We start from the raw sequence: 26308 nt of genomic DNA, 5'->3' as shown, positions 1-26308 counted from the left end.
ATGTTTGTGTCCTTGATCTCTCGAGGTTGTGCGGCTGACTTAGTTTGATTGCGATCCGACGGCGGTCCGCCACCGGGAGAAGTGCCCTTCGACGGCGACCAGCAGGTAGTTGACCAGCAGGCCGAGCAGCGACACGGTGAGGATCCCGGCGTACATGTCCGGGATCAGGAAACTGGACTGGGCGTTGACGATCAGGTACCCGAGGCCTGCCTTGGCGCCGACCATCTCCGCGGCGATGAGCACCAGGATCGAGGATGTTCCCGCCATCCGGATTCCCGTGAAGATGGTCGGCACTGCCGAGGGCAGGATGACCTTCTGGAACAGCCGGAAGTTGGACAGCCCCAGCGAACGGGCGGCTCGAATGAGCAACGGATCCACGGTCCTGACGCCGGCGATGGTGTTCAGCAGCACAGGGAAGAATGCGGCGTAGGCCACGATGCTGATCTTGGACGTCTCGCCGATGCCCAGCAGGAGGGTAAAGACCGGGAGCAGGGCCAGCGCGGCCGTGTTCCGGAAAACCTCCAGCAACGGGTTCAGGAACCTGTCAAGGGACCGGTACCAGGCGACCAGCAGTCCAAGGACGACGGCGGCCACAACGGCGATGCCGAAGCCGAAGACGGACCGGGTCAGGCTTGCCGCCAGATGGTCCTGCAGCTGGCCCTTGGCAATGAGGGAACCCAAGGCCTGCAGGACTTCATGAAGCGGCGGGAGGAAGACCCTGGTCGAGGCCGACGCGAGATAGATCGGCCCCAGTTCCCAGAGCAGGAGGAACAGCAGGATGGCACCTGAGGCCCAGATCCCCCGCCCGGCCGTCCGGGCACCGGCACGGATCAGAGAGGGCAGCCGCTTGGCCGCCGGGACCTGGTAAGACAGTCCGGCGCCGGCCGCCGGTGCGGCACCGGGAGGGAAAGTGGAGCCAGGCGCGGCGGTGTCTTTGGTCAGTGTTGGCGCGGTCATCAGGCGGCCCTTCCCTGGTTGAGTTGCGGCGCCTCGTCGGGTGCTGACCCGTCAGGCTGGATTTTGGCGTGTCCGGCTTCCTGGGCTTTCCGGACCTCCTCGTGCATCAGCGACCAGACCTTGTGCCGGTGTTCGACAAAGACAGGGTCCGAGCGGACGTCCCGGTCACCGATCCGCTCCCCCAGGTCGATGTCCACAATCTGCTTGAGCCGACCGGGGCGGGAGCTGAGTACGGCCACCCGCTGGCCCAGGTACACGGCCTCGTCGATGCCGTGGGTGATGAAAACGATGGTCTTGCCCGTGGACCGCCAAATGCGCAGAAGTTCCTCCTGGAGCTGCTCGCGGGTCTGGGCGTCCAGCGCCGCGAACGGTTCATCCATGAGCAGGATGTCCGGCTCGTACGCCAAGCTCCGGGCGATCGCCACCCGCTGCTTCATCCCGCCGGAGAGCTCATGCGGGTACCGGTCCTCAAAGCCGGACAGGCCCACCAGGTCCAGATATTCACGGGCCTTGTCCGAACGCTCCTTGCGGCCCAGCCGCCGCCCATGACCGCCGGCTCCTTCGAGGCCGAAGGCGACATTGGCGGCTGCGGTGCGCCACGGGAAGAGGGCGTACTGCTGGAAGACCACGGCACGGTCGCGGCCCAGGCCGGTAACTTCCTGGCCGTCCACGAGCACTTGGCCCGTGTCCGGCCGGGTGAGCCCGGCCAGGAGGTCCAGGAGGGTGGTCTTGCCGGATCCGCTCGGGCCAACCAGCGTGATGAACTCGCCCGGGGCGACATCCAGGGTGATGCCGGCCAGGGCCGTCAGAGTGGCTCCTTGGGGTTGTTCCTTGCTGGGCCGTACCGTGAACTGCTTCCCGACGTTCCGCAGACTGATTTTCGGCGTCGGGCCGGTAACGCGCGTCATGACGCCGCCCCCTTCAGCAGGCCGTTGAACTCGTTCGTGTAGTACTTGGACGGTGTGACATCGCTGGTCACGACGCCGGTGTCTTTGAGCCAGCCGTTCCAGCGGCTGAAGTCCTCATCGCTGATGGCACCCTTGGCCGGGACACCGAAGCTCTTCCAGTACTTCAGCGTCGCGGTGCTTTCGGAGCGATGGCGCTTGTCGATGATGCTCGTGAACCGAGCAATCACCTCGTCGCGCGGGGTGCTTCGGGCCCATTCGATGGCCTTCGCCACGCCGGTGGTGAATATCCTGGTGGTTTCGGGGTTCCTTTCGATGAAGTCCTTGCGCAGGACGATCTGGCCTCCGGCGAAGGTTCCGAAAAGTCCGTAGTCGCTGAACAAAGACCGCAAGCCGCCCTTGGCCACGGCGTTATCCTGCAGCACTCCGCCGAGCGCCCCGACGTCGACCTGTCCGCGTCGGATGGCCTCTTCGGTGTCGTTGGGAGGAACGACGACGAGTTGTACCTGTTTAATTTCCTCCTGCGTCAGCCCGTTCTTCTTCAGGTAGCTGTTGATCACGGCGTCCGAATGGGCGCCCAGTGTATTGACTGCGATCTTCTTGCCGATCAGATCCCTTGGCGTCCGGATCGGGCTGTCCTGGGTGACGTAGAAGCCGTTGAAGGTCTTTTCATCCTCGCCGTAGTAGTTGATCACCGCGGTGACCGGGGCACCGGCTTCGACGAGCTTGACCACAGCGCCCGAGAACGCGCCGCCAAAATCAGTTGCTCCGGTCGCGGCTGACTGGATGCTGGCCGGCCCGCTGATGGTGTTGCCTACCCAGTTCAGCTTTATGTTGCCCAAGTAACCAAGGTCCTCAGCCAGCTCGGGAAACGTGACGCTGTTCGCCGAGCCCTCGTAACGGAGCTCCGTGACTTCGGGCGTCCCGGGGGTGCTCCCCGCCGGAGCCTGCGCCTCCGCCGGGCCGCCGCAACCGGACACCACCAGCGAGACCGCCACGGCGGCAGCCATGCCCAAAGCGGAGAAAAGTCCTGCGGGTAAGAGTCGGTTTTTCATAGCGGATTCTTTCTGGATTTGATGGTGCGGACCGGGTCGGCCGGCTCGTGTCCACCATCAGAACAGAGATGAATCCCGGTCTGCAGAGCCCGGGACATGCAAAGAAACCAAAAGTAACCTGACGTCCGATCCGCCCCCGGACGCGAAAAGCTACCCGGGCGGACGCATCACGAAATAGTCCGTAACCGGGCCGACTCATAGAGACTTCGGCCGCCACTTCGGACCCATCTTTTCCCGATTCAACACGGTCCTATGAAGCCCGGGTTACGCCCGGAGACTACGAATGACAAGGCCTGTCTGCGCCCCGCCCGCCCGCAAATTGAAAAAAAATTCCCCGGGCTGTGGCGGATTGTTACGGCTTTCTATGCCGAGCGGCACCGGCGCGCCTAGCCTGCATGGAAGACCACATGGACAGGAGGGGTGGACATGTCCTTGACCACGCACCGGCTCAGCATCGACGCCCCTGCGGACCTCATCTTCAGCATGCTGAAGGACTCGGCGCACTGGCCGTACCTGGACGGACTCACCGTGTACGCCGAGCGCGTCAACGGGGATGGTTCCAACCACGAGCTGCGGACCTCCGTCGTCGCCAACGGATCACTCAGCTCCAGTTCCTGCCACCGGGCTTTCGATGCGGCTCGTCAACGTGCCGAGTTCCGTCAGCTGGACCTTGAAGCTCCGTTCGTGGCGCTGGGCGGTGAGTGGGAAATCCACCGGGCTGGTGGGCTTTCTGTGGTGACGCTTCACCACGAGTATGAACTCGACGACGATACCGAGGATCTCGCCGAGCAGGTCAACCAGACCATCGACGAATTCAGCCGACGTGAGCTTCACGCGCTCAAGGTCAGCTCTGAGCGCGTGATCCAACTGCTGCAGCAATATTCCGCTGCGAGGGAGGTTTAGGTTTCCACGTCCGAGGATCCGTGTACCACGGAGCGGGCAAGGTCTGGCAGCATGCCGCAATGATCAATTGTCTTTGCGTGCCCGGCTCGGCTGAACGCGCGGCGGTTCGCCCGGCATCTTCGGATAATCCGGCGGGAACGGCAGCTCCCCAAGCCCGGAGCCGACGTCGCGCTCCCACCATTCCATCAGGGTGTCGATGACGCCGGGCTCCGCATGCATGTCCGCCCACGGATCACCGACGGTCCTGAGGCGCTCCGGAACTGTGAGGATGGTGAAGTCTTTGGGGGTGACGTTTTCCAATTCGTCCCAAGTGATCGGACAGGAGACAGGGGCGTGCGGCAGGGCGCGCGGACTGTAGGCGCCAGCGATCGTGCGATCGCGGTTGGCCTGATTGAAATCCAGGAACACGCGTTTACCGCGTTCCTCCTTCCACCAATTCGTGGTCACTTTGTCCGGCATGCGCCGCTCGAGTTCCCGGGCGGCCGCGATGACGGCATGTCGAACATCCAGGAACTCATGGGCCGGCTTGATCGGGGCATAGACATGCAGTCCCCTGTTACCGGACGTCTTGATGAAAGCGGTGAGCCCAGCCTCGTCGAGCACCCTCCTCAGCTCCAAGGCGGCCGGAACCGCGTCGTCGAAATCCTTACCCGGCTGCGGGTCAAGATCGATGCGCAACTGATCCGGATTGTCCGAGTTTTCCGCTCGTGAAGGCCACGGATGGAAAACCACAGTGTTCATCTGCACGGCCCATACCGCAGCCGCGGGCTCGTCGAGGACAAGTTGGGGATGCGAGCGGGCACTCGGATAGATCACCATCACGGAGCGGACGAATTCGGGTGTCCCTTTAGGCGGATTCTTGGAAAAGAACTGCTCGCCGTCGATATTCGCCGAAAAGCGCTGTAGCGAGACCGGCCGGTCACCGTTCGCGGCGATGAACGCGTCACCTACCTCGGCGATGTAGCGCGCCAGATCCAGCTTGGTTAGGCCCAGCTCCGGCCAGAGGACTCGGCTCGGACTGGAAATACGCATCTCGCGGGGGCCGTTTGGTCCGTCAACGGTGAGGGTGGTTGCTTCGCTGGCCATGGAGACAACGTACCCCGGCAGGGCCGGAGCCGTCAGCAACGGCGTCGTGAAAATCTTCCATCATCGCGGTTGGTCGAACGCTTCGAGGAGTCGCTTGACCGAGCCGCCGAGGTTCCATTCGCTGGCAAGTCGCTCAAGTTCACTTCGCGCCTCGCCGACGACGGGTTGTAGCTGCGCTCCCGCCTGCTCGAGTGTCGGCAGCTCAAGATCCCGCACTACATTAACGACGGCGGGCGCCACTGTGAGGTAATCCGCGGCCGCTTCAAGCTTCGAGCGCACAGATGCAGACAGCCCGCTTCCCGGATCCACTGCCGCCGCGAGCAGCCGGTCCAGCGTGCCGTACTCGCCGAGCAGCGACGCTGCGCTCTTCTCGCCGATGCCGGCCACACCAGGCAGCCCATCTGACGCGTCCCCGCGAAGGGTCGCGTAGTCCGCATATTGGCCGGGCAGCACGCGGTACTTCCCGACGACAACCGCATCGGTGACCACTTCAAGATTCCTCATGCCGCGCGCGGTGTAGATCACCCGAACTTGACGGCCGTCGTCGACGACTTGGAACAGATCGCGATCGCCCGTGACGACGTCGACGGGAAGCTCCGCGTGGCTCGCGTAACTGCCGACGACGTCGTCGGCCTCGTGTTCGGGTGCTCCCACCACGGCGATTCCGGCAAGGCCCAGCACCCGACGGATCATCGGAAGCTGCGCCTCAAGCGCGTCCGGCACAACCTCCACATCGGGGGCGCCCGTAACCACTTCCGCAACCCGGTGTGCCTTGTAGCTCGGGATGAGGTCCACCCGCCATTTCGGCCGCCAATCGTCGTCCCAACACGCAATCAGATGCGTCGCTTCGTAGTCGCTTGTGAGTCTCGCGATCATGTCCAGCAGGCCGCGAACGGCATTCACCGGAGTGCCGTCGGCCCGGCGGATCGTGTCGGGCACGCCGAAAAAAGCACGGAAGTAGAGCGAGGCGGTATCGAGCAGCATCAGGCGCTGGGGCATAACTGATCTTGACACGGACTTGGCGGGCTTGGTTGGACCTCACGCGGATTACAGTGCGGTTCACTGACGCCGTATGCATGCGCCGTGCCCCGGGTTTAGTCAGTCCCCCGTTCCTTCCGTGTTGGTCCTGTGCTGGATCGGATGGGGAGCGTGGCTTCGGTGGCAACGTCGCGGGGCCGGGCCTCTGGGTGGGTGAGCCTGCGGTTGATCGCCGAGAGGGTCATATCAACGGTTAGGTCCACGTCCTGGCGTACCGCGGTAAGGCCGTTGTACGACAGCGCTGCGATGTCGCTGTCGTCGTAGCCGGTGACGGAGATCGTTCCCGGGACGTCGAGGCCTGCGTGCCGGACGACTGCAAGGAGTCCGGCTCCGCAGTGGTCACTGCAGCCGATCACGGCTCGGCCCGGGCCCGGGAGAGGAGGGCACGGGGCGCTGTGGCGCCGTCTTCCTCGCCGAGGTCGACTTCGTCGATTTTGTTGCCCAGCCCGGGCGTTGCCATTGCGGCGCGGTAGCTCGCGGCGCGGTCGGGTCCTACGACGCCGACGTGCCCGCCGGCGAGGCGATGCCGCGGTGACCTAGGCCGATAAGGTGGGCGACGAGGAGCATGAGTCCGGTGTCGTCGTCGGTGCTCACGACGTCCGCGCGGGGTTCACTGGACCGTTCGCCGAGCCACACCACTCGGCATCGGCTCAAGTGCTCGCCACAGCGCGGGCGCGTCGGGGTCCGGGTTATGGCAGGCGAGCACCTCGACGCGGTGCTCCAGCAGTTGGGCGATAACGACGTCCGTAGTCCGCTGTTCGGTGACTGGTCCGAGCACGACGCCGTAGCTGGCGTCGGCGGTCCGGGTTCCAGCAGTACGTCTGCGCATGCCAACCTCTCCTGCTCCAGCAGCCTGATCCGCTTCCGTGCCACGGCGACCACGTCACGGCGGAACTCAGCGGGCAAAGGCTTGGACATGTGAACATCCTTGCTGCAAGGAGTTAATCCTCACAAGTCAGGAATCAAGCAAACCCGGGTCAGTCCCAACCGATGATCTTCATACACTTGATGGTGACCGCCGATCAAAGCGCTGAAGCCAATCCCTGGCTGAGACGATTCTTCGCCTCGGCTGACGCCGACCAACCCGGTCCTAGTGCCGTCAGCAACGTTGCAAAGCCGACTAGAGGAACAAGTTTTTCGTTCAAGAAATTACTTAGATACGAGCTCAACACCGGATCCCCCGACTTCATAAATATGCCGATTGTGTACCACGTAACGACAATAATGAGCGAAAGCCTTGCCAGCTCTGTGACTTTCAGAAATACGTGCTTATTTGCTTTTCGGCACTGAAATGCCCACATTGCGAAAAGTGCGCTTGCCAGAAACTGACTCGTGAAGCCGAAAAAATTAAGAATTAGAAAAAGTTGGTCCTCACCGGCCATGCGAAAGAGGACAAAGTCAAAGATCCATTTGACAAGAAGAGCTACAGGAATGAGAAATATGCCCCAGAAATTTCGTTCTGGGGTGAAGGACCTGAAGATTCTCGTCTTGGTTTCGTAAAATGTGGTCATGATCATCCTTGGGTGGGTGGTTGTGCTGCGCTGGTCGATTTAGCCGATGGCTTCCTGTTGTCCGCCGAATGAGAAGCACTCCCTGCCGGGGCGCCTGCTGAAGCTTACAATGCCTCGATAGAATCCATGAGTCTGAGCCGATTCGTGGATAGGCCAACTGTCTGGCTGTTGGCGGCGCTGCTCCGGAACTAGCCAAGCCGACGCGCTGAGTTGGCCATGGATCCAAGGCACGAAGCGCAGATCTCGCAGATCGAAGGACTCCGGGATTTCCAGCTTTTCGGCTCTCCGCGGTTCGTGGTGATTTCCACTGTGCGGTGAATGTTCAGGCCGCTGTTCGGGCGGCGCTTCTGAGCATAATGCGCGTGGTGTAGTTCCGGCTATTGACGAATCCGCGGCCGGTCCGTTTTAGGTGTTTGATGGCGGTGTTGTTCGCTTCCACTTTCGCTGTGGTTGCGCCCGTGACGATGAGGACTTCGATTTCTTTCCACCAGCGGCAGACGGTGCGCCAGAGCCTGGTCGTCTCGGGCTGGGCGGCGTGTTCGACGAGCTCCTGGAGCCGGTTCTTCGCCGCGGCGGCGTCTTCGAGTGAGCCGGTGCGCAGCAGCGCGCGGAGCTGCTCTTTGACGTTCCACGCCGCCTGCAGCTTGCCGGTCGGATCGTCAATGTCGAAGACGTTCTTGAGGCGGTCGCTGCCCCGGTCTGAGAGTGTCTCACCGGCCCGGAGCAGCAGCCGGCGGTTGACCCAGACCGGGTCGGCGGTGCGTCCGCGCCGGCGCTTGGTTTCCTGGGTCAGTCGCTGGCGGACTTCGGTGAGCATGTTGTTGCCGAGCAGGACCAGGTGGAAGGCGTCGACCGAGACGGCGGTGCGTGGCAGCCACATCCGCAGGGCCTTGCGGAACGCAGCCGACGGGTCGATCGCGACGACCTGCACGCCGAGGCGCCATTCAAGCGGGCGTTTGAACAGCCACTCGCCGACGCCCTTGTGATCGCGGCCGTCGACCACACCGAGGACCTGCCCGGTGTCCAGATCGACGATCGTGCTCATCCAGGGTTCGAAGCGTGTCCAGGCGCCGGTGGCGGGGTCCCTGAAGAACCGGACGGAACGGAACCGGTGCTCGTCGATGCCCAGCATCCTGGGCCGCAGCTGGTCCACGTCAGGAAGCCTGGTGGCCGCCATGTTCAGGGCCCGCTGGACCAGCCACCATGAAACCCCGTGCGCGGCAGCGGTCTCGGTAGCGGCTCGGCCGGAATCAATGACTGCAGAGACGAGCATGTCCCGCAGCCGGCGCGTGGAACGGGCCAGGCGCGGGACCTCGAGGGTGGCTTCGAAGAACGTCCCGCGGGGGCATTCGGATTCATCACAAAAGAACCGATACTTGGACCAGATGACCTCCACCGGTCCGGCGACGGGAATGTCGCGGATCCGCTGATGGCGCCGGGAGTGCCGCCGGACACCGATCACACCGCAGTCCGGACATCCGGACTCGACGGTGCTCTCGACGTGGATTCTGCGCTGGCCGAAGCCCAGGATCTCGGTTGAAAGAACGCGGTAGTCAGGCAAGTTGAAGATGGCGGTGGCAGCGTCAGGGCACCGGGAAGTAAGCTCGGTCAAGGCTCGTAGTCCTGTCATCGATGAATGCGTCAAGAACATCCATCACAACAGGGCTACGGGCCCCTCACGTCTAAGGACACGAGCCCGAATTCACCACCAACCACGGAGAGCCAGCTTTTCGAGCGCGACCTCCGTAACGCTTGTGCGCTCCAAGCGGCCTGCGAGCACCGCGGTGGCGTTTGCCGGCTCGGACGGGCTCAGGGCCGACGGGCACGGTCCAAGATCGGCGATGCAATGGAATCGGCGATGCGGGCACGGACCGGCCGGGGAGGACCCAAGTTTTTCTACACGCCTCGGGCAAGGCGGGTTATGACAGACCCTCCAACGAGTCTGGGCATCCGTCGTAACAGGCGGAGACGGCGATGTCCCCGCTATGCGTGAATCGGCGGCATTGAATGCAAAAACCCCTCTGACGAGGCGGTTTGCTGTGCCCGAGGTGGGACTCGCACCGGTTCCGGGCCTTGCGAATCCGCCACTCCCCCGAAAACATCGGCAAACCGCCTTGCAGCTCCTCCGGTTCGGTGGTCTCAGCCGAGCACCAGGGCCCACCCGGCCGCCAGGCCCACGAGCAGCCACACGACGTAGTCGCCGACGCGTCCGGAGTGCAACCGCCGCAGGATTCGTAAGACGGGCTGGGCCACTTGCGAGGGGCGGCGAAGAGCAGCAGGCAAACGCCAGCCATGGAGCGCCGCGGCCGCAATGACGACGGCGATCGCCGTCGTGAGCAGCCCCAGCGCGATGCTCGCCGGGTCCCATGCGGCGCCCGTGGCACCGTGCGACGCATAGCGGACCGGGCCTTCGAGTACTGCCGACACGTAGCCGTTACGGTCCATGAACCGGGCGGCCGCCTCTTCGGCAGCATCGCCGATCGATGGGAGGACCCCCAGGGCAAGCGCGCCGGCCAGCAGTCCCACAGCCGGCGTCGCCATCGATATCGGGATGTGGCGCTGACCGATCGGGACTTCGATGCGTTCCTCGTCCCCGCTCATCCCCTCTGCCTCGATCCCGGCAGGACGGCCGCCGAGTCCCAGGAAAATCCGCCCGCCAACACGGAACACAGCTGCGGCCGTCACAGCCGACACCCCGATCATCAGCACCGGGACCCAGATCTGCCCTGAGCTTGATGTGGCCGCCTCGCCGATGCCCTTGCCCAGTCCGACGGCGAAAGGTGGCGCACCTGCGAGTGCGGCGCCGGCGATCAAGAAGGCGATCCCAAGCACCCGGGAGTCCTTTCCCCGGCCGTGGAGGGTGTACTCGTCGACGCTGCCGTACCTGTTCAGCATGAGGCCGCTCAGCAGGAACAAGGAACCTTTGACCGCGGCGTGGCCGAGGATATAGACGGCAGCTCCTCCCAAGGCATCCGGGGAAGCAGTGCCGAGGACAGCCAGGAAGACGCCCATGTGGGCAATCGTGGAGTACGCGAGCAGTCTTTTGATATGCCGTTGCAGGAAGCACATGACGCTGCCGACGACGGCGGTCAGGATGCCAAGTACAACGAAAAGGACCTGGACCGAGGAGGCGATCTGAGAACCGGCAAAGACGGCCCAGTACACCCGCGCCACGCCATAGAGGCCCAATTCGACCATCACCCCGGAGAACAGGACGCATACTGGCGAGGGAGCCACCGCGTGGGCGTCGTCGAGCCAAAAATGGAACGGGACAATCGCGGCTTTCACGAGGAACCCTGCGCACAAGAGGATGAACGCGATCGCGATCAGCGGGCTCCGGTCACCAACCAGCTCTGTGGAGATGGCCGCGAGATTCAGGCTTCCCGTGCGCGCGTAAAGCAGGCCGACACCCATGAGCGAAAAATAGGCGGCCAGCGAGTTCACGATGCCGAAATTGATGGCGCCGTGGACCGCGGAGGGGTCTTCGGCCTTGAGCCCTGTCAGCGCGTACGCGGCCACGCCCATGAGTTCGAAGAAGACGAACATGGTGAAGACGTCACCCGCGAATGCGAAGCCCGTCATACCGGCCAGGAAGAGCACCATCAAGCCGTGGTAGTGGACGGTGTCCGACTCGAAGTAGCGCCATGAGAAGACGAGGGAAGCGACCATCAGCACTGCGGCGAGGAGGGAAATCCCGATGCTGAACTGGTCTCCGGCCAGGGCGATTCCTACGGTACGGCCGCCCTGGGGCTGCCACGAACCCATCCAGTAGACAAGACGCTCACTCCCGGCCGTGGCCAGCATAAACATCTCAAGCGTTGCTGCCGCCGCGGCGGCGGCAAGGGAGATCACGTCCGCAAATCGCCTCGGAAGGTGCGGTCCCAGGGACATCAGCACGCACAAGGCCAGGATGAGGAGGATCACGGTGGTGGGCATGAATGGTTCTGCGACCGTCACGGGAACCACGCGCTCAGCCCTCCAAGCGACCGAGTCGGTCCGGGTCGATCGCCTGATGGCGCTTGGCGATCTGGATCACGAGCGCGAGCAGCATCGAGGTCACCGCGGCCGAAACCACAATGTCCGTCAGCGCCAATGCCTGGACCACGGGGTCGACGACCGCCGTCGTCCTGCCGACCTGGCCGCCGAAAATTGGTGCCACTCCCCCGTATTGAAAGCCGACGGCGATCAGCAACACGTACGTGCCCGACTGGGCCACCGAAAGACATACGACCGCGTGGACCAGGTTCCGGCTCATAGCGATCCCCGCGACGCCAAGGAGCATGATGCCAACTGCGACAAAGTACGCGTAGTAGTTCACGAAGCGGACCCTTCCTCGAAACCGGAGCGTGGCTTGCGCCCCGAATCGCTTCCCCGCTCGGCCCGGATCGCGAGCGCTTGGTCCAAGAAGCTGGCGAGGAGGACGATGACGCTGCTGCAGACGGTCATCCCCACGGCGATGTTGAAGAGGGGAACTGTTCCCGACGAGATGAAGTCGCTGAGCTGGCCTTGGGGGATGACGTTCGCGAACAGGGCTGAGCCGAGCGCCGCACCGGCTATCCCGAGTGCGCCGAACAGGACGACGCCAAGCGCCTCACCCTGCTGAAACCACACCAACGGCCGGAGCTTGCGCAGGAGGGAGTATCGGCCGCCTACATAGAGCAAATGGATGCCCGTTGACAGGATGACGCCGCCTTGGAAGCCGCCCCCCGGGGTGACGGCTCCGTGGGCTACCACGTTGACAGCAAGCACGATTGTCAGCGGAAAAAGCACGTAGACGAGGAGGTTCGTCGATTCGAGCACGTGGCCAGCGTCGCTGACCTCCCGGCGTCGTTCGCGGTGGACCGGCCTCAGCAGCGCCGCGACGCCGACGACAGCGCAGAACAGGATCGTCTCCTCCCCGAAGGTGTCGAAGCCGCGCTGGTCGAAGTTGATGCTCGAAACGGCGTTTGCGGTGTCATGCGCGTAGCTGGCCGCAACGGCCGCATCGCGGTATGCGTGGATGTCTCCGCCGAAGTGCGGCATGCCCGTGAATGCGAGCGACATCAAAGCCGCGAAGGCGACGAGCCCGACGCCAAGAACGATGAGGCGGATCCGCCGTGTCATTTTCCCTCCTGTTCGTCGTCTGCGCGGCCGTGCTCGGCGCGGATGACCGAGACCTTCTGTATCGAGAGGACCACGATCAAGGGGACCACGGCCGTTCCGATGGCCACTTGGCTGAGAGCCACGTCGGGTGCTTGGACGGCGACGAACAAGATGGTGAGCAGCAGTCCGTAGCAGGAAAGGACCACGGCCTGTCTTGAGGGTTGGCGCGTGAAGACCACGACTGCGGCTCCGACAAGCACCAGGGTGAGGCTGACGGCAATCAGAAGGTTGCTCACGACTCCGTCGTTCATTCGGGAGACCTCCCGACATTCAGGCCCCGCTCGTCGGCGAGCGACCTTCCGACGGCGATCGTCACGGCGGGCCCGCTCAAAGCGACCACCATGGCAATCAGGATGATGGTGGCGCTTCCCAGGGAGAAGCCAAAGTAGATCACCGCTGCGATGGCGAAAAACGGTACTCCGAGAGTCGTGACAGGGGCTAGAAAGTGCAGCCTTGCGAGGGGCTCGCGCGCTAGTGCTGCTCCTACGCAGCCGAAAGCCGCTGCCAGCACGCCCAGTCCGGCGAAAATCGCTTCAAAGGGTACGCTCGTCATTCCTCCTCCACTATCTGTTGCCCGTCAAGGCCCGGTTTCAAGAGCCTGGTGTAGACCAGCGTTCCGATTGAGGCGAGCACGGCAAGCACGAGGGGGACGATCAGATACGACGACTGGCCGACGATGATCGAGAGGCCGATCAGCACCATGACGCTGCAGCCTGTGAGTAGCTGGAGTCCAACCAAACGCTGGACGTTGCTCCCGCGGGCAGCGAGGAAAAGGCTAGGCACTACTCCGAGGAGCAGTAACGCCAAGGTCGCGGCCGACCAGAAGGTTGCGGCATCCATTCATGGACCTTATGCCGAGCCTGAGGACACGTGCCGGTCGAGCCGTGGCCAGCCTTGTGCAAGGACGTGTACGCGGATCCGGCCCGTGTCCGGGTCGAAGTAGAAAACGACGGATCCAGGTGTTGAGGACAAGGCGATCATCGCACCGGCACGCCATCCCGTTGCCTTGGGGCTCCCCGTTCCCGGCATCCCTTGCTCCCCCAGAGACTCCCCCCGCGGGCCTGCGAGCCAGCGAGCGAGACGGACGGTATCGGTCACGGCCGCAGCGGGAACAAGAGCCGCCCATCGTAGCCAGATCCCCCGCGCTGCGGCCTGAAAGCCCATGGCGCGCCGGGCCACGCGGGCAAGCACCGCGCAGAATAACGCCGTCGACGCCGCCGCCACGGTCTCCGGGACCGTCACGGTGCTCACCGTGACCAGCCAGGAGAGCGTTCCCGCCATCCACCAGAGAACCAGCTCCAGGACAGCCCCGAAGACTCCGCGGGCCCCGGGGAGGCCAATAAACCTGCGGAAGGGGCTGGTTCGATCCCTCGAGGCCGTCACGCTACGCGCCCTCTGCATCGCGCTGTCGTGCAGCCGCGTCGGCACGTTCCCGCTGCGGCACCACGACGTACTTGGGATCAAGGGTCGAGGCTACACCGGCTTCGAACACTCCGAACCGAAGAAGCGCTGATCCGGCAGCGACAGCCAGGCCACACATCGTGCTCACGAGGCGCGAATGGCGTCCGCCCAATGCGAGGCCGACGGCCCCTCCGACGGTGAACGCCTTCGACAGCCGCAGCAGCGTCCCGGCGCGGCCCTGGTGAAATGTCTCGGTGGACAGCTTGCCGCTGCGCTCCATCTTCAGGCTCATCACGATTTCCAGCACGGCGCCGCCAACCGCCATGCGCCGGGCGGGCGCAGCCTCGGCGACGGAGGCCAGGGCGGCGGCAAAGCCACCGGCGGACGCCGCTGCGGAGCCTGCGAAGACGAAGGGCAGGGCCTCGTGGGCGTCGTGCCACGTGGGCACTGCGGTGTCGCCAAGCAGCACGCCGGTGTACGTCGCCACGGCAGCACCCGCCACGGCGGCACCGACTCCGCAGGCGCGGCCGGCGCGCGGCAGGATGCCGAGTACATTGGATGCCGCACTCGCCCCAGCCAACGGACCATAGAGGGAGAGGATCCAGGACCCCATACTCATCGGCGAGGTCGGTTTGGCCACACGCAGCATGTTCAGGAACCGCTCCGGACGGCCAAGGTCATGCACGAGCGCCAACGCGGAGGCTGAAATCGCGGTCAGGGCCATGATCTTGGAGCGCCGCTCAAGCGCCGGACGGGCACTGTACTGCGCACCGGCCGCCAGCATCGAAGTCGCCCCTGCCAGCCCGCCGGCAAAAATGTACCCCGCGATGTCTACCGCACTCCACGTTGGCTTCTTGAGGATCGGGCGGCCGTAGTAGGAAGTGAACTCCTCGGTGCTCCGACGACGGGGGCTCAATTCCTGGCTCCCCAGAAGACGGCGACTGCGCCGAGCAGCAGGCCGGCGGCGGCACCCGCCGCACGTTTCCACATCACCGGCAAATCCCTGGTCGTCACTACCGGGTCAGGGGGCAGTCCGTAGGTCTCAGGCTCATCAAGCAGCAGGAAGAATGCGCCGTCCCCGCCGACCCCGTCGTCGGGGTTGTGCCCGTACAGCCTGGCGCCTCCTTCGCCGCGCTCGTGCAGTTCGGCCACGCGCGCATCGGCCCGTTCACGGAGCTCGTCGAGCTCGCCGTACTGGATCGACTTGGTGGGGCAGGCTTTCGCGCAGGCAGGCTCCTCGCCGGCGCCGAGCCGGTCGTAGCACATCGTGCACTTGAACACCCGGCCGTCGTCCGGCCGCTGATCGATCACGCCGTAGGGGCATGCGGAAACGCAGTAACCGCAACCGTTGCAGATGTCCTGCTGGACAACGACCGTGCCGTGCTCAGTGCGGAAAAGGGCCCCTGTGGGGCATACGTCCAAGCACGCCGCGTGTGTGCAGTGCTTGCAGACATCCGAGGACATGAGCCATTTGACACCGTCGTGCGCGGAGGGGTCCGTGGCCTGGACCTTCTGCTCAATGAACGCCACATGCCGCCATGTGTTCGCGCCCAAGGCGGACGTGTTGTCGAACGATTCGCCCGTCAGTTCAAGCGATGTGTCCGCCGGAACGGAATTCCACTCCTTGCACGCCACCTCACAAGCTTTGCAGCCGATGCACAGGCTCGTGTCGGTGAAGAAACCCTTGCGTGGAACTCCGATCGACGGCATTCCCAGTTGCGTGACGCTCATTTCGTGGCTCCTTGAACTCCGGTGTGCTCGTCAATGCCAGCCCTCAGGCGGTAATTCTCAACAAACGACAGCAGGGCCGGACCGCGGGGACGCCTGCCGGGGCGTATGTCCACAGTCAGCGCCTTGACCTCCTGGATGTGCACGTTCGGATCCATCGCGATTGATGAGAGTTCGTTCATGGCATCTCCCCGCGACAGCCCATTGGGCCCCCAGTGGTAGGGCATTCCAATCTGGTGGACGGTACGTCCGTGCACCGTGAGCGGCTTCATCCGGTTCGTCACCAATACGCGCGCTTCGATGGCGCCCCGGGCCGAGACGAGGGTTGCCCAGCCCTTGTGCGTCAAGCCGCGTATATCGGCCAACTCAGGCGAAACCTCGCAGAAGGACTCCGGCTGGAGTTCCGCCAGGTAGGGCAGCCAGCGCGTCATTGTTCCTGCGGTGAAGTGCTCGGTGAGGCGATAGGTGGTCAAGACATAGGGAAAGACGTCGGCACCGCGGTCCCGGCCGCTGGGGTGATACCGGTTTCCCTCGCGCGACATCAGCTTCCGCACCGGATTTCTTTGCTGGCTGTACAGCATGTTGTCGAACGGGGACTCCTGCGGTTCGTAATGAGCCGGCAGCGGTCCGTCGACGAGGCCCGCCGGGGTATAGAGCCAGCCTTTCCCGTCTGCCTGCATGATGAAGGGATCGACGCCGGAAATTGCCTCCGTGCCCTTCGCGTCTTCAGCGGGGCGGTAGGCCGGAGGCTTGGTCGGCTCGAAGTCCGGCACGTCGTCGCCGGTCCATTGTCCGGCGTCCTCGTCCCACCAGATGAGCTTCTTCCGCTCGCTCCACGGGCGCCCCTCCGGGTCGGCGGAGGCCCGGTTGTAAAGTTCCCGGCGATTGGCCGGCCACGCCCATCCCCATTCCCGGCTCGAGATGCTCTGCTCTGTGTGGGGCTTGCGGCGCGCGGCCTGGTTGACGCCGTCGGCCCGGCAACCGCAGTAAATCCAGCAGCCGCACGACGTCGATCCGTCATCTTTCAACTCGGTGTAGGCCGAGAGCGGTGTGCCATCGGCCTTGCTGCCGTTGATCTCGGCGAGGACGGCATCCGAGTCAGGTTCCGCTTGGCTTCCGATGGTCGGGTAATCCCACGTCAGATCCAAAACCGGACGGTCCGCCGGGTCATTCGAGCCTTCGAGCATGGCGCGGACCCGATTGCCCAGGTGCCACATGAACCACAAGTCACTGCGCCGGTCCGCTTCGGGCTCCACTGCCTGTTCGCGCCACTGCAGCAACCGGTTGGTGTTGGTAAAGCTGCCGGCTTTTTCCGTGTGGGCCGCTGCGGGGAAGAAGAACACCTCGGTGGCGATGTCTTCCGTCCGCATCTGCCCGGTGGCGATCTCCGGCCCGTCCTTCCACCAGGTGGCGCTTTCGATCAGGGAGAAGTCGCGCACTACCAGCCAATCGAGCTCGGCCATGCCCGCACGTTGCAGATGTGCGTTGGCCGAGCCGACAGCTGGATTCTCGCCCATGAGGAAATAGCCCTTGCAGATTCCGTCCAGCTGGGCAGCGACCGTGTCATAGGTGCTGTGACTCCCCGTGATCCGGGGCAGGTAGTCGAAGCAGAAGTCGTTCTCGGCGGTGGCAGCGTCTCCCCACCAGGCTTTGAGCAGGCTGACGGTGTAGGCGCGCATGTTGGCCCAGAATCCTTGGTCCGCGGAGTCTGCCTCGATGTACTCGTCCAGATCCATGTGCAGCTCGGCGTGCGGCATCGGCAGATAGCCGGGCAACAGGTCGAAAAGCGTGGGGATGTCGCTGGAGCCTTGAATACTTGCGTGGCCCCGCAAAGCCATGATTCCGCCGCCGGGGCGGCCGATGTTCCCGAGCAGCAACTGCAGGACCGAGGCGGCCCGGATGTATTGCACACCGGTGGTGTGCTGGGTCCAACCGACGGCGTATGCGAAAGCAGTGGTGCGTTCGCGGCCGGAGTTGGCCGTGATTGCTTCGGCCACCTCGCTGAACAAGTCCTGTGGCACGCCGCAGATCTGTTCGACCATTTCCGGCGTGTACCGGGCGTAGTGGCGGCGGAGCGTCTGGAACACGCACCGCGGGTCTTCAAGCGTCTCGTCGCGGTGCCAGTGGCCACGCAGGGAGGGGCCGCCGGAGCCATGGGAGTGGGAGTGCCCAGACTCCCCCAGCGTACTTCCCTCTTCGTGGAACTGGGACTCCCGTTCACCTGAGGAGGCGGCAACGTCGGCGCCTTCGTACTGCCAGCTTTCCGGGTCGTAGGCCGGGCCGTCGGGATCGAACCCGGAAAACAGGCCATCAAGGTCTTCCGTGTCCCGGAAATCTTCCCGGAGAATCGTGGCGGCGTTGGTGTAGTTGACGACGTACTCGCGGAAGTACGCCTCATGCGTGAGGACCCAATTGATCAGTCCACCAAGGAACGCGATATCGGTACCGGCCCGGATCGGCACGAAGGTGTCGGCCAAGGCGCTGGTCCGGGAGAACCGCGGATCAACGTGGATGATCTTTGCCCCGCGTTCCTTGGCCTCCATCACCCACTGGAAGCCGACAGGGTGTGCTTCGGCGAAATTGGAGCCCTGGATGATGATGCAGTCCGCGCGCTGGAGGTCCTGCAGGTAGGTGGTAGACCCGCCCCGCCCGAAGCTCGTGCCGAGACCGGCCACGGTGGAGCTATGGCACACCCGAGCCTGGTTTTCGACTTGGACAATTCCCAACGAAGTGAACAATTTCTTGATGAGGTAGTTCTCTTCGTTGTCCAGCGTCGCGCCGCCCAGGCTCGCGATTCCGAGGGTCCGGCGGGTACGGACGCCGTCTTTCTCCCACTCCCACGTCCGACGCCGGGTCTCGACGACCCTCTGAGCGACCATGTCCATCGCCGTATCAAGATCCAGCCGTTCCCAATCGGTGCCGTGGGGACGGCGGTAAAGCACATACTTCTCACGTGATTCACCGGTGGTCAATTGCAGCGACGCGGAACCTTTCGGGCACAAGCGTCCCCGGCTGATGGGCGAGTCCGGGTTGCCCTCGATCTGAATGACCTTCTCGTCTTTGACGTAGACGTTCTGCGCACAACCGACTGCGCAGAACGGGCAGACCGAAGGGACAACCCGGTCAGCCGTTGCAATCCGGGCGGTGAGCCGTTCGGTCGCGGGCGACTTGGCAGCATGATGCCGGCCGGTGGGATCGTGTTCCAGAAACTGGCGCAGAACGGGCCATTGCAACGGATTCGCCATGGGGCACCTCCAGGTCGTCGGGCTGCCGCCGCATGACCTCGGTCATACGGGTGTCACGAGGACGATAGTAGCCCGGTCATGATCAGGTGTGAACCCACCGGGTTATCGGCATTCGCGTAAAAATCGAACGCCTGCCCGAAGGGGGTTACGCTTACATGGTAAGCATGCTTACCATCTTAACTGCCAGTATTTCTGGTTCTTGATCCGCAGCCGACCTTCTTGGAAAGAGAGCGAAGATGACAGGGAACCAATGGGACGGGAACTACACGCCCCCGCCGGCCACCGAGCAACCAGCGGACACGCACGTTCCCCCCGCGCCACAGCAGGACAGCGGCATGCCGACCGCGGAAACGATCAAAGACGAAGCAGGGAACGTGGCCGCGCAGGCCGGGGACTCCGCGAAGAACGTCGTCGAAACCGCGAAATCCGAAGTCGCGAACGTCGCGACTGAAGTGCGTTCGAACGCGAGGGATCTGCTGGACCAAGCCAGGGCGGACCTCACGGACCAGGCCGGCAAGCAGCAGCAAAAAGTCGCCGCAGGCCTTCGATCCATCTCGGAAGAGCTGGATTCCATGGCCACCGCCTCGGAGCAGCCCGGAGTCGCAACGGATCTGGTGCGGCAAGCCGCCCAACGGTCCTCCTCCGTGGCGACGTGGCTGGAGGACCGGGATCCGGGCTCCCTCCTGGAGGAAGTGAAGACCTTCGCCCGGCAGCGTCCCGGAACGTTTCTCCTCCTGGCCGCCGGAGCAGGGGTCCTGGCCGGCCGCCTGAGCCGCGGACTGAGCGCCGGCACTGACGGCTCCTCCCAGGAACAGCCACCGGGCGTGCCCCGATCCAACCCGGCCACGACGCTCAAACTTTCGTCCCCGGGCCAGGGATGACGGTGACCCCACCCCCCGTCCAGCTCCCCGGCCCCACCACCACCACGGCCGGATACCCGAACCCCGGCACCCTGCCTCAGTCCGCACCGGTCACCGAGCCCGAAGCCGATCCCTGGCCTGAGGGCGCGATAGCGGAGGATCCGTTCACCCGCGGTGAGTCGCGATGACCGAGAGCCCCATCCCGCCGACCCCCGCACACGCCAAAGCGGACTCGACATCGTTGGGAGACCTTCTGGGCGAGGTCACGCGGGACATTTCCGTGCTGATGCGCCAGGAAGTGGAGCTGGCCAAGGCTGAACTGAGGCAGTCCGCGGCGCAGGCAGGCAAGGGCGCAGGAATGCTGGCAGGCGCCGGCGTTGCCGGGCATTTCGTCCTGCTCTTCCTCTCCCTCGCCCTCTGGTACGCCCTGGGCGAGCTGATGGGCCTGGGCTGGTCCGCCGTCGTCGTGGCTGTTCTCTGGGCGATCGTGGCCGCTGTCCTGGCATCCAGAGGCCGCAAGGAACTCAAAACCGTCAAAGGCCTGCCCCAGACGGCGGCAACAATCCAGGAAATCCCAGAAACACTCAAACCACGCGAGGAGCAACGATGAGTGAAAATCCGGACGATATCCGTTCCGAGATCGAAGAAACCCGCCGGCGCCTCGGCACCAACGTTGACGCAGTGGCGGACAAAGTCACGCCCTCCCACGTAGTCCGACGCCAAACCGAGAAAGTCAAAGACGCCGTGTTCGGCATGAAGGAGACCGTCATGGGCACCGCCGATGACCTCGCGGACGGCGCACGGTCAGCGATCGACGACGCCGGTGCGGCGATCGGCGACGCGCCCCACCGCCTCGCCCGCAAAGCCCAAGGCACCCCGCTGGCAGCCGGGCTCATAGCCTTCGGGGCCGGGCTGCTGGTGGCTTCCCTGATCCCGGCCAGCGAGAAGGAAAAGGAAGCAGCCGCGGCCCTGAAGGAAGCCGCTGAACCCTTGACCACCGAACTCGCCGCGGCCGCCCAGGACATCGCCCAGGATCTCCAGGAACCGGCCCAGGAAGCGCTCGCCAACGTGAAGTCCGCCGCCACAGAGGCAGTCGGAAACGTCAAGGAAGAATCCCAGACCGCCGTCTCCGACGTCACAGAGAGCACCACAGCAGCCAAGGACAGGATCCAGCCCACCTGATCCACACGGACCCACACGGAGGCGTGCTGCCCGGCCAACACGGCACAAAGGACAGCACGCCTCCAGACCGCTTTGGAATGAGGGACATCCATGACGACGAACAGCGCCGCCGAAAGCAGCAAGACCAAGGCAGCAACAGCCCCGGATGCGGATGATGGGCGAAAACCAGACAGACCCACCGACATCGCCAAGCCAACCTGGACCTACATAGCCAAGAGGACCTTCCGGGAGTTCAGCAAGGATCAGTGCCCGGACGCTGCCGCGGGGCTGACGTACTACGCGGTGCTCTCGCTTTTCCCAGCCTTGCTTGCACTCGTCTCCCTGCTCGGTATTTTCGGGCAGGCAGGAAAGAGCACCTCCGCCCTCCTGGACCTTCTCCAAGGCATCGCCCCGGGATCAACCATCGACACCATCCGCCAGCCCATTGAAGAGCTCACCACCTCGACGTCTGCCGGTTTCGCCCTGGTACTCGGTCTCGTCGCTGCCCTGTGGTCGGCGTCCGGATACGTGGGAGCCTTCAGCAGGGCGATGAACCGCGTCTACGAAGTGGACGAAGGGCGCGGTTTCATCAAACTCCGGGCAACTACCCTCGGTGTCACCGTGTTCGCGGTCATCCTCGTGGCCCTGATCGCCGCGATGCTCGTGCTCAGCGGACCCGTCGCCGACGCCGCGGGAAGGGCAGTCAACCTTGGCGGGGACCTCCTGACGGTGTGGAGTTTCGCAAAATGGCCCGTCGTCGTCCTGTTGGTGATCTTGATCATCGCGGTCTTGTATTACGCCACCCCTAACGTGAAGCAGCCGCGGTTCCGTTGGATGAGCATCGGCTCCTTCATCGCTTTGCTGGCCTTCGTCCTTGCATCGCTGGGCTTTGGCTTCTACGTGGCCAACTTCAGCAACTACAACAAGACCTACGGTGCAATAGGCGGGGTCATCGTGATGCTCCTGTGGCTATGGATATTGAACATGTCCCTCCTGTTCGGCGCAGAGTTCGACGCCGAAATGGAACGCGGGCGGGAACTGCAGGCGGGAATCGACGCCGAAGAAGCCATCCAGCTCCCACCTCGCGGAACCAAGCGCAGCGGGAAACTCGAGAAGAAGGAGGAAGAAGAAATCGCCGACGGCGAGAGGCTTAGCGGGCAGCACAACCGGCGTCGTTTGGGCCGCAGTCGTCATCGGCTTGCTCGCGCTGATATTGCTGATCATCTTCATCCTGCAGAACCAGCAACCGGTCGACGTCCTTTTCCTCGGACTGGCGGCCACGGTCCCTCTGGGCATGGCGTTGTTCATCGCCGCTGTCGCCGGAGGCGTGCTCGTCGCCGCGGCCGGTGCAGCACGGATCATTCAGCTCCGGACCGACGCCCGCAAAATACGAAAGACGCACAACAAGCCGAATCCAGGGTGAGTCGCACCGCGCCCGCCGCAGCTATCCATCGGGTTGAGGCCTGGCTGTTGAGGCCTGGCTAAGTGACGTCGAAAGGGGCACCGTGGGGACGAAGGCGCCATGCGCGAGTTGCGACATGCAGGTTCAGCCGGGTCTCGGGATCGGCGAGGTCGAAGCCAGTGATCTCCCTAATGGACTTCAAACGGTAACGCAGAGTGCTTCTATGGATGGTCAGACTCTCGGCCGTACTGTCATAGTTGCCGCCGTGGTTCAGGGTACTGGGCCAGGGTTCGCGCCAGGTCAGAGCCCCGATTGTCGTCGACGCCTTGAAGGGTACCGAGCCACTCTTCGACATAGCCGGCCAGATCCGGTTCGCCCCCAGCTGTCTTCAAGATGCGGTAGATGCCCAGTTCATCAAAGCGGGTGGCGCCGTAGCGATCGGTTGAACCGGACCGAATGCGCAGCGCGTGCAGGGCTTCCGAGAATGATCGCGGAATGTCGGCGACATCCAGGCTTGGACCGCCGATGCCGATAGCACCGGTGGCACTCCGCAGGGTCTTGGCGAGAACGGCGAAGAGCTCGGCACCCATCGGCTGTCCACGGACCACGGCAACAGCCACTTGGGAGCGCCGTGAAACGAGCGCGGATGAACGGAGTTCCAGGAACGTCCTCCGCAGCGCAACCGCCAGGCTATCGTCAGTTCTTGGTGGCTGCCACTCCGCCACGATGACGTGCTGCGGACCACTGATGTCATATCCCAATGCCTGGGTACGAACCCCGGCGGTCGCGCTATCCATTCCGGAAACGAGCTCTTCCACGAGGTCGTGCCCCAGCCTTAGTTCCAGCTGCGCCAGGCTCCGGCGGTGCGATAACTCGACCTCCAAGAGCCGCGTTGCATACGTCAAAGCGAAAAGGTTGACGGCTGTGACCGGCCTGTCGGTTTCCAGCATGCAAATGGCCCCCAGCACCTCGCCTTGTGACAGGGCAACGGTAACGAGCCTTCGCGGTTCGCGCACTGGCGAGCGGGAGGCAAGCCAGAGCTGCGCAGTCCGCAACCTGGCCGCCGCGTCCAGCCTGGGATAAGGGCGTCTGGACCCGATCCCAGCCGCCGCGCTAATATGCCCGAACGCGTCCTCGATACGGATGGACCGCCCCGTCAGCTGTGAGAGGACTTTCGCCAGGAGTCCCTCCGTCGAGTCACTCTCCCCTAGCTCGGGATTGGCACACTGGTCCAAGGCATCCCGGATCCTCACGTGCTCTTCCAGCTCAAGCACCCTCGCCGACAGGGACAGGAGACGCTGGTTCATGTCGTCACGGCGCAGCAGCTGAGCGATTGCGTCATTCACGGGGGTCCCTGTGCATGAGTCCCTGCCATTGAGGCGCCGGACGTCCTGATTCTGAGGTAATGCCGCGCGCTCGGGGACGTGGTGCGACTCGCCATTCACCGCAACGTAACGGTCCTTGACCTCACAAAAGGACATCTCCGACACCGCCTGCGCCGCTGCGTCGAGGGCTTCCTTTACCAAACGTTGATCGAACCTGGTCATTCTCACCTCTGTCCGCAGCAAAGGGGCTTCTGCGCGCGAAACAACCGTGGGAGACCGTAGTCCGTTGCCCTTTGTGATCGGGACTGCCCTTAAGCCGTTTGTACCCATCACGGGGTCTGGAACCGACCACTTTCGGTCCCGCCGCATCCTGTCCTGAACATGAAGTTCGACGCGGGCTATCCAACGCCGTACTTAGCCGGAATACCGGTGAGTTACCTCTTGGTGACCCGGCCAACCCTGCGGCCGATGCGGCAAGGCCGAAATCGGCTTTCCAACACCACCTCAAACTACGCCCGTATATGGCCGTTGTTAAGGCCTCTTGTCATGACCCTGCGGATTGCCATCGGTACTGGATGCTCAGTGGCCGTCCGGGAACGTGGATGAGTAGCCCTCCCCCATTTGGCGGCCTGTTTAACCCATCGAGAGACGTGTATGAGGGCTTTCGCCCAGCCTGCGCAATCCAACGCCGGAGGCGATGAGAAGCACTCCGAAAACAATTGCGAAGGACGAGAGCAGCCCCAGCAGACTGAGTATGCCCGGGCCAGGAAGAATGACAAGGAAGAGGCCGAAAAGCGTAGTGGCGATACCTGTGATCAGCCAGAGCCACCATGGCGCCCCCGTCCTTTTGACTTCAAAGGCCAGCGCCAACTGGGAGGCACCCAGAACAACAGCCCACAGGCCGATGACAAGGGTGAGTGAGAGGGCAGTGATTCCTGGCCAGGCGAACGCGGCGAGACCCGCGAGCACCGAGATTATGCCGCCCACGAGTTGCCATACGGACCGGCGCCTCTTGCCCGTGATGTAGTGCACGAAGTTTGTGGCGCCGTCAAAGAGAGCGTAGATCCCGAAGAGGATCACCAGGGCGAGCACAGAGACACCGGGCCAGAGGACGACCAAAATGCCGAAAAGAACGGCCGCGACGCCCCGGATAATCAATGCAGTTCCTGATCCCTTAAACAATTGTTGTGCAATTGGGTCGGACATGCCCAGACCTCTGTTTCTGGAATTGGTTCATTCGTAATCTTGTTTATCTGGCCCACGCAAACCGGTTTAACGGGTTGCAGTGCTGCCCAATGTCACTTTCACTGACTTTGTGTCTTGCCCTCGGTGGAGCTCGACGTCGGCCTGCTGGCCCGGCTCCTTCTTGCGAATAGCGGCAAGGAGGTCGGTCACCGTGGCGATCTTCTGCCCGTCGAATTTGGTGATGATGTCTCCTGGCTCCAGTCCCGCTTGGGCTGCCGGTCCGCCCTGGGCAGCCTCGATGACCAGCGCGCCCGACGTGGTGGGGAGGCCAAAGCGACTTGCGACTTCGGTAGTGATGTCGGCCGGAATAATTCCAAGGACCGGATGCGTGGCCACTCCGCTCTTCAGTATCTGGTCCGCTACGTCGGTGACTGTTGCCGCCGGGGTCACGAACCCGATCGACACGGCGCCCGTGCTGGGTGGCAGATACGCTTCTGAGAGCCCGACAATCTCCGAGCCGCTGTTGACCACGGCTCCGCCGGAATTCCCCGGGGAGATGGGCGCGTCTGTCTGGATAAGGTCGATAAGCCCTTGGGGCGATCCCCCGGACGGCGGCATATTACGGTGAAGTGCCGAGATGATGCCGGCCGTGACGGTCTGCTCCAGCCCGAGCGGACTGCCAATAACAACCGCGAGCTGCCCAACTTCGGGAAGCGCCGTCGAGAACTTGGCGGCCGGAAGGTTGCCCCGGTCAGCCTTCAGCACTGCCACATCAGTCGGGTCGTCAACACCGACGACGGTGGCCGACGCCTGAGAGCCGTCCGCGAAATGGATCCCGACGCTCCCAGACGGCTTCTTTTGCTGGTCCTCCACCACGTGGGCATCCGTGACGATGGTGCCGTCACTGCGGTAAACCACCCCACTGCCGATGCCGCCGGATGTCTGGATCGTGACCACAGAGGGCTCGACTTCCCTGACGATCCCAGGAACGGCCGAAAGGTCACCCGTGGACTTGGAACCGTCAGCGCCGGCGGATTGTGACGCCGGAGCCGGAGGCGACCCTGTACATGCCGCCCCGAATATGAGTAACCCTGCTCCGAGGACGGTGGCCCAAGCCCTCCCGCGTCCCGGCGCCGCGAGCGAGGCCGTTCCCCCGGCGGCCGCTGTTCTGCTCGTACTCATTGGATTCCCGGTGCTTTCTCTGACTGTCTAAGGAAACAAGTAACAGGCTGAGTCTCCTCCGCCGCCGTCGTGTCCGCATGGCCCCGGGACGACTAAGAACCGCCCAAATTTGAATCCGCCAGATCAACCTGATAGGTCAATTCACACGAGCATGTTGGACCCTATGGGGCCATGCCGTCACTCCCGTCCAAGGGCAGACTCGACCCTATAAGACCCATGCCA

The 26308-nt window shown here is 63.7% G+C and carries 29 protein-coding genes and 2 pseudogenes; 8 read left to right on the top strand and 23 right to left on the bottom strand.

Annotated elements, in window-relative coordinates; translation table 11 throughout:
* Positions 1-39: 39 nt before the first annotated feature.
* Genes ACF0H6_RS00810 through ACF0H6_RS00800 form a run of 3 tightly spaced genes read right to left on the bottom strand, consistent with a single transcriptional unit; the run spans position 40 to position 2917 of the window.
* Positions 40-957, bottom strand: coding sequence for an ABC transporter permease (locus ACF0H6_RS00810; protein ID WP_395248068.1), 918 nt, complete (start codon positions 955-957; stop codon positions 40-42).
* Entirely contained in the window at positions 957-1865 is a 909-nt protein-coding gene (locus ACF0H6_RS00805; RefSeq protein WP_395248067.1) for an ABC transporter ATP-binding protein, read from the bottom strand. Before ACF0H6_RS00805 ends, ACF0H6_RS00810 begins: the two co-directional genes overlap by 1 nt.
* The gene (locus ACF0H6_RS00800; protein WP_395248066.1) at positions 1862-2917 is read right to left on the bottom strand and encodes an ABC transporter substrate-binding protein; all 1056 of its coding nucleotides are present in this window, start codon (positions 2915-2917) and stop codon (positions 1862-1864) included. Before ACF0H6_RS00800 ends, ACF0H6_RS00805 begins: the two co-directional genes overlap by 4 nt.
* Positions 2918-3343: 426 nt before the next feature.
* On the opposite strand from ACF0H6_RS00800, the gene ACF0H6_RS00795 reads away from it, so the two are divergent.
* Positions 3344-3820 (top strand): hypothetical protein, encoded by a 477-nt coding sequence (locus ACF0H6_RS00795; protein ID WP_395248065.1) that lies wholly within the window; start codon positions 3344-3346, stop codon positions 3818-3820.
* Between the two features lie 63 nt (positions 3821-3883).
* Here the strand turns inward: ACF0H6_RS00795 and ligD are convergent, their stop codons facing one another.
* The 4 genes and pseudogenes from ligD to ACF0H6_RS00775 form a co-directional block, all read right to left on the bottom strand.
* The gene (ligD, locus tag ACF0H6_RS00790; RefSeq protein ID WP_395248064.1) at positions 3884-4906 is read right to left on the bottom strand and encodes a non-homologous end-joining DNA ligase; all 1023 of its coding nucleotides are present in this window, start codon (positions 4904-4906) and stop codon (positions 3884-3886) included.
* Between the two features lie 60 nt (positions 4907-4966).
* Positions 4967-5905: a 5'-3' exonuclease H3TH domain-containing protein gene (locus ACF0H6_RS00785; RefSeq protein WP_395248063.1), complete on the bottom strand. Its 939-nt coding sequence runs from the start codon at positions 5903-5905 to the stop codon at positions 4967-4969.
* Positions 5906-6000: 95 nt separating this feature from the next.
* Positions 6001-6405: pseudogene (locus tag ACF0H6_RS00780) on the bottom strand (substrate-binding domain-containing protein); the annotation flags it as partial.
* 31 nt (positions 6406-6436) lie between these two features.
* On the bottom strand, positions 6437-6598 hold the full coding sequence (locus ACF0H6_RS00775; protein ID WP_395248062.1) for a hypothetical protein: 162 nt from the start codon (positions 6596-6598) through the stop codon (positions 6437-6439).
* 37 nt (positions 6599-6635) lie between these two features.
* Here ACF0H6_RS00775 and ACF0H6_RS00770 point away from each other — a divergent pair, with 37 nt between their 5' ends.
* Positions 6636-6866 carry a hypothetical protein gene (locus ACF0H6_RS00770; RefSeq protein WP_395248061.1) on the top strand — a complete coding sequence of 77 codons (231 nt, stop codon included), beginning with the start codon at positions 6636-6638 and terminating at the stop codon, positions 6864-6866.
* Positions 6867-6966: 100 nt separating this feature from the next.
* Here the strand turns inward: ACF0H6_RS00770 and ACF0H6_RS00765 are convergent, their stop codons facing one another.
* From ACF0H6_RS00765 to fdh, 12 genes are all read right to left on the bottom strand, one after another.
* Positions 6967-7455: a hypothetical protein gene (locus ACF0H6_RS00765; RefSeq protein WP_395248060.1), complete on the bottom strand. Its 489-nt coding sequence runs from the start codon at positions 7453-7455 to the stop codon at positions 6967-6969.
* 322 nt (positions 7456-7777) lie between these two features.
* Positions 7778-9067 (bottom strand): ISL3 family transposase, encoded by a 1290-nt coding sequence (locus ACF0H6_RS00760; RefSeq protein WP_395248059.1) that lies wholly within the window; start codon positions 9065-9067, stop codon positions 7778-7780.
* Positions 9068-9594: 527 nt separating this feature from the next.
* Positions 9595-11412, bottom strand: coding sequence for a complex I subunit 5 family protein (locus ACF0H6_RS00755; protein WP_395248058.1), 1818 nt, complete (start codon positions 11410-11412; stop codon positions 9595-9597).
* Between the two features lie 13 nt (positions 11413-11425).
* Complete coding sequence (locus tag ACF0H6_RS00750; RefSeq protein WP_395248057.1) at positions 11426-11773, bottom strand: sodium:proton antiporter; 348 nt, start codon at positions 11771-11773, stop codon at positions 11426-11428.
* Positions 11770-12558: an MnhB domain-containing protein gene (locus ACF0H6_RS00745; RefSeq protein WP_395248056.1), complete on the bottom strand. Its 789-nt coding sequence runs from the start codon at positions 12556-12558 to the stop codon at positions 11770-11772. The genes ACF0H6_RS00750 and ACF0H6_RS00745 overlap by 4 nt, the downstream gene beginning before the upstream one ends.
* A complete protein-coding gene (locus tag ACF0H6_RS00740; protein ID WP_395248055.1) occupies positions 12555-12833 on the bottom strand; it encodes a Na(+)/H(+) antiporter subunit B in 279 nt (92 codons plus the stop codon). The genes ACF0H6_RS00745 and ACF0H6_RS00740 overlap by 4 nt, the downstream gene beginning before the upstream one ends.
* 11 nt (positions 12834-12844) lie before the next feature.
* Positions 12845-13150 (bottom strand): monovalent cation/H(+) antiporter subunit G, encoded by a 306-nt coding sequence (locus tag ACF0H6_RS00735; protein WP_395248054.1) that lies wholly within the window; start codon positions 13148-13150, stop codon positions 12845-12847.
* On the bottom strand, positions 13147-13437 hold the full coding sequence (locus ACF0H6_RS00730; protein WP_395248053.1) for an MrpF/PhaF family protein: 291 nt from the start codon (positions 13435-13437) through the stop codon (positions 13147-13149). The genes ACF0H6_RS00735 and ACF0H6_RS00730 overlap by 4 nt, the downstream gene beginning before the upstream one ends.
* A 9-nt stretch (positions 13438-13446) precedes the next feature.
* Positions 13447-13980, bottom strand: a complete 534-nt coding sequence (locus ACF0H6_RS00725; protein ID WP_395248052.1) for a hypothetical protein — start codon at positions 13978-13980, stop codon at positions 13447-13449.
* Between the two features lies 1 nt (position 13981).
* Positions 13982-14914 (bottom strand): NrfD/PsrC family molybdoenzyme membrane anchor subunit, encoded by a 933-nt coding sequence (gene nrfD / locus ACF0H6_RS00720; protein WP_395248051.1) that lies wholly within the window; start codon positions 14912-14914, stop codon positions 13982-13984.
* Positions 14911-15729, bottom strand: coding sequence for a 4Fe-4S dicluster domain-containing protein (locus ACF0H6_RS00715; RefSeq protein ID WP_395248050.1), 819 nt, complete (start codon positions 15727-15729; stop codon positions 14911-14913). The genes nrfD and ACF0H6_RS00715 overlap by 4 nt, the downstream gene beginning before the upstream one ends.
* Positions 15726-18971, bottom strand: a complete 3246-nt coding sequence (gene fdh, locus ACF0H6_RS00710) for a formate dehydrogenase (RefSeq protein ID WP_395248049.1) — start codon at positions 18969-18971, stop codon at positions 15726-15728. The genes ACF0H6_RS00715 and fdh overlap by 4 nt, the downstream gene beginning before the upstream one ends.
* Before the next feature lie 236 nt (positions 18972-19207).
* On the opposite strand from fdh, the gene ACF0H6_RS00705 reads away from it, so the two are divergent.
* The 6 genes and pseudogenes from ACF0H6_RS00705 to ACF0H6_RS00680 all read left to right on the top strand — a co-directional run bounded on the left by ACF0H6_RS00705 (position 19208) and on the right by ACF0H6_RS00680 (position 22415).
* A complete protein-coding gene (locus ACF0H6_RS00705; protein WP_395248048.1) occupies positions 19208-19852 on the top strand; it encodes a hypothetical protein in 645 nt (214 codons plus the stop codon).
* Between the two features lie 2 nt (positions 19853-19854).
* On the top strand, positions 19855-20019 hold the full coding sequence (locus ACF0H6_RS00700; protein ID WP_395248047.1) for a hypothetical protein: 165 nt from the start codon (positions 19855-19857) through the stop codon (positions 20017-20019).
* Positions 20016-20441 (top strand): phage holin family protein, encoded by a 426-nt coding sequence (locus ACF0H6_RS00695; RefSeq protein WP_395248046.1) that lies wholly within the window; start codon positions 20016-20018, stop codon positions 20439-20441. The genes ACF0H6_RS00700 and ACF0H6_RS00695 overlap by 4 nt, the downstream gene beginning before the upstream one ends.
* Entirely contained in the window at positions 20438-21013 is a 576-nt protein-coding gene (locus ACF0H6_RS00690; protein WP_395248045.1) for a DUF3618 domain-containing protein, read from the top strand. Before ACF0H6_RS00695 ends, ACF0H6_RS00690 begins: the two co-directional genes overlap by 4 nt.
* A 90-nt stretch (positions 21014-21103) precedes the next feature.
* Positions 21104-21961, top strand: a pseudogene (locus ACF0H6_RS00685) (YihY/virulence factor BrkB family protein); the annotation flags it as partial.
* 325 nt (positions 21962-22286) lie between these two features.
* Complete coding sequence (locus ACF0H6_RS00680) at positions 22287-22415, top strand: hypothetical protein (RefSeq protein WP_395249842.1); 129 nt, start codon at positions 22287-22289, stop codon at positions 22413-22415.
* 58 nt (positions 22416-22473) lie between these two features.
* Here ACF0H6_RS00680 and ACF0H6_RS00675 read toward each other — a convergent pair whose 3' ends face one another.
* From ACF0H6_RS00675 to ACF0H6_RS00660, 4 genes are all read right to left on the bottom strand, one after another.
* Positions 22474-22749, bottom strand: a complete 276-nt coding sequence (locus tag ACF0H6_RS00675; protein ID WP_395248044.1) for a PucR family transcriptional regulator — start codon at positions 22747-22749, stop codon at positions 22474-22476.
* Positions 22646-23941, bottom strand: a complete 1296-nt coding sequence (locus tag ACF0H6_RS00670; protein WP_395248043.1) for a PucR family transcriptional regulator — start codon at positions 23939-23941, stop codon at positions 22646-22648. Before ACF0H6_RS00670 ends, ACF0H6_RS00675 begins: the two co-directional genes overlap by 104 nt.
* Positions 23942-24352: 411 nt before the next feature.
* Positions 24353-24925 carry an HdeD family acid-resistance protein gene (locus ACF0H6_RS00665; protein WP_395248042.1) on the bottom strand — a complete coding sequence of 191 codons (573 nt, stop codon included), beginning with the start codon at positions 24923-24925 and terminating at the stop codon, positions 24353-24355.
* 66 nt (positions 24926-24991) lie between these two features.
* Positions 24992-26086: a S1C family serine protease gene (locus ACF0H6_RS00660; protein WP_395248041.1), complete on the bottom strand. Its 1095-nt coding sequence runs from the start codon at positions 26084-26086 to the stop codon at positions 24992-24994.
* Between the last annotated feature and the right edge of the window lie 222 nt (positions 26087-26308).

Source organism: Arthrobacter sp. NA-172, assembly GCF_043952055.1.
Lineage (GTDB): Bacteria > Actinomycetota > Actinomycetes > Actinomycetales > Micrococcaceae > Arthrobacter.
The sequence above is the reverse complement of the archived record's forward strand: the minus strand, read 5'-3'. Positions and strand labels throughout refer to the sequence as shown.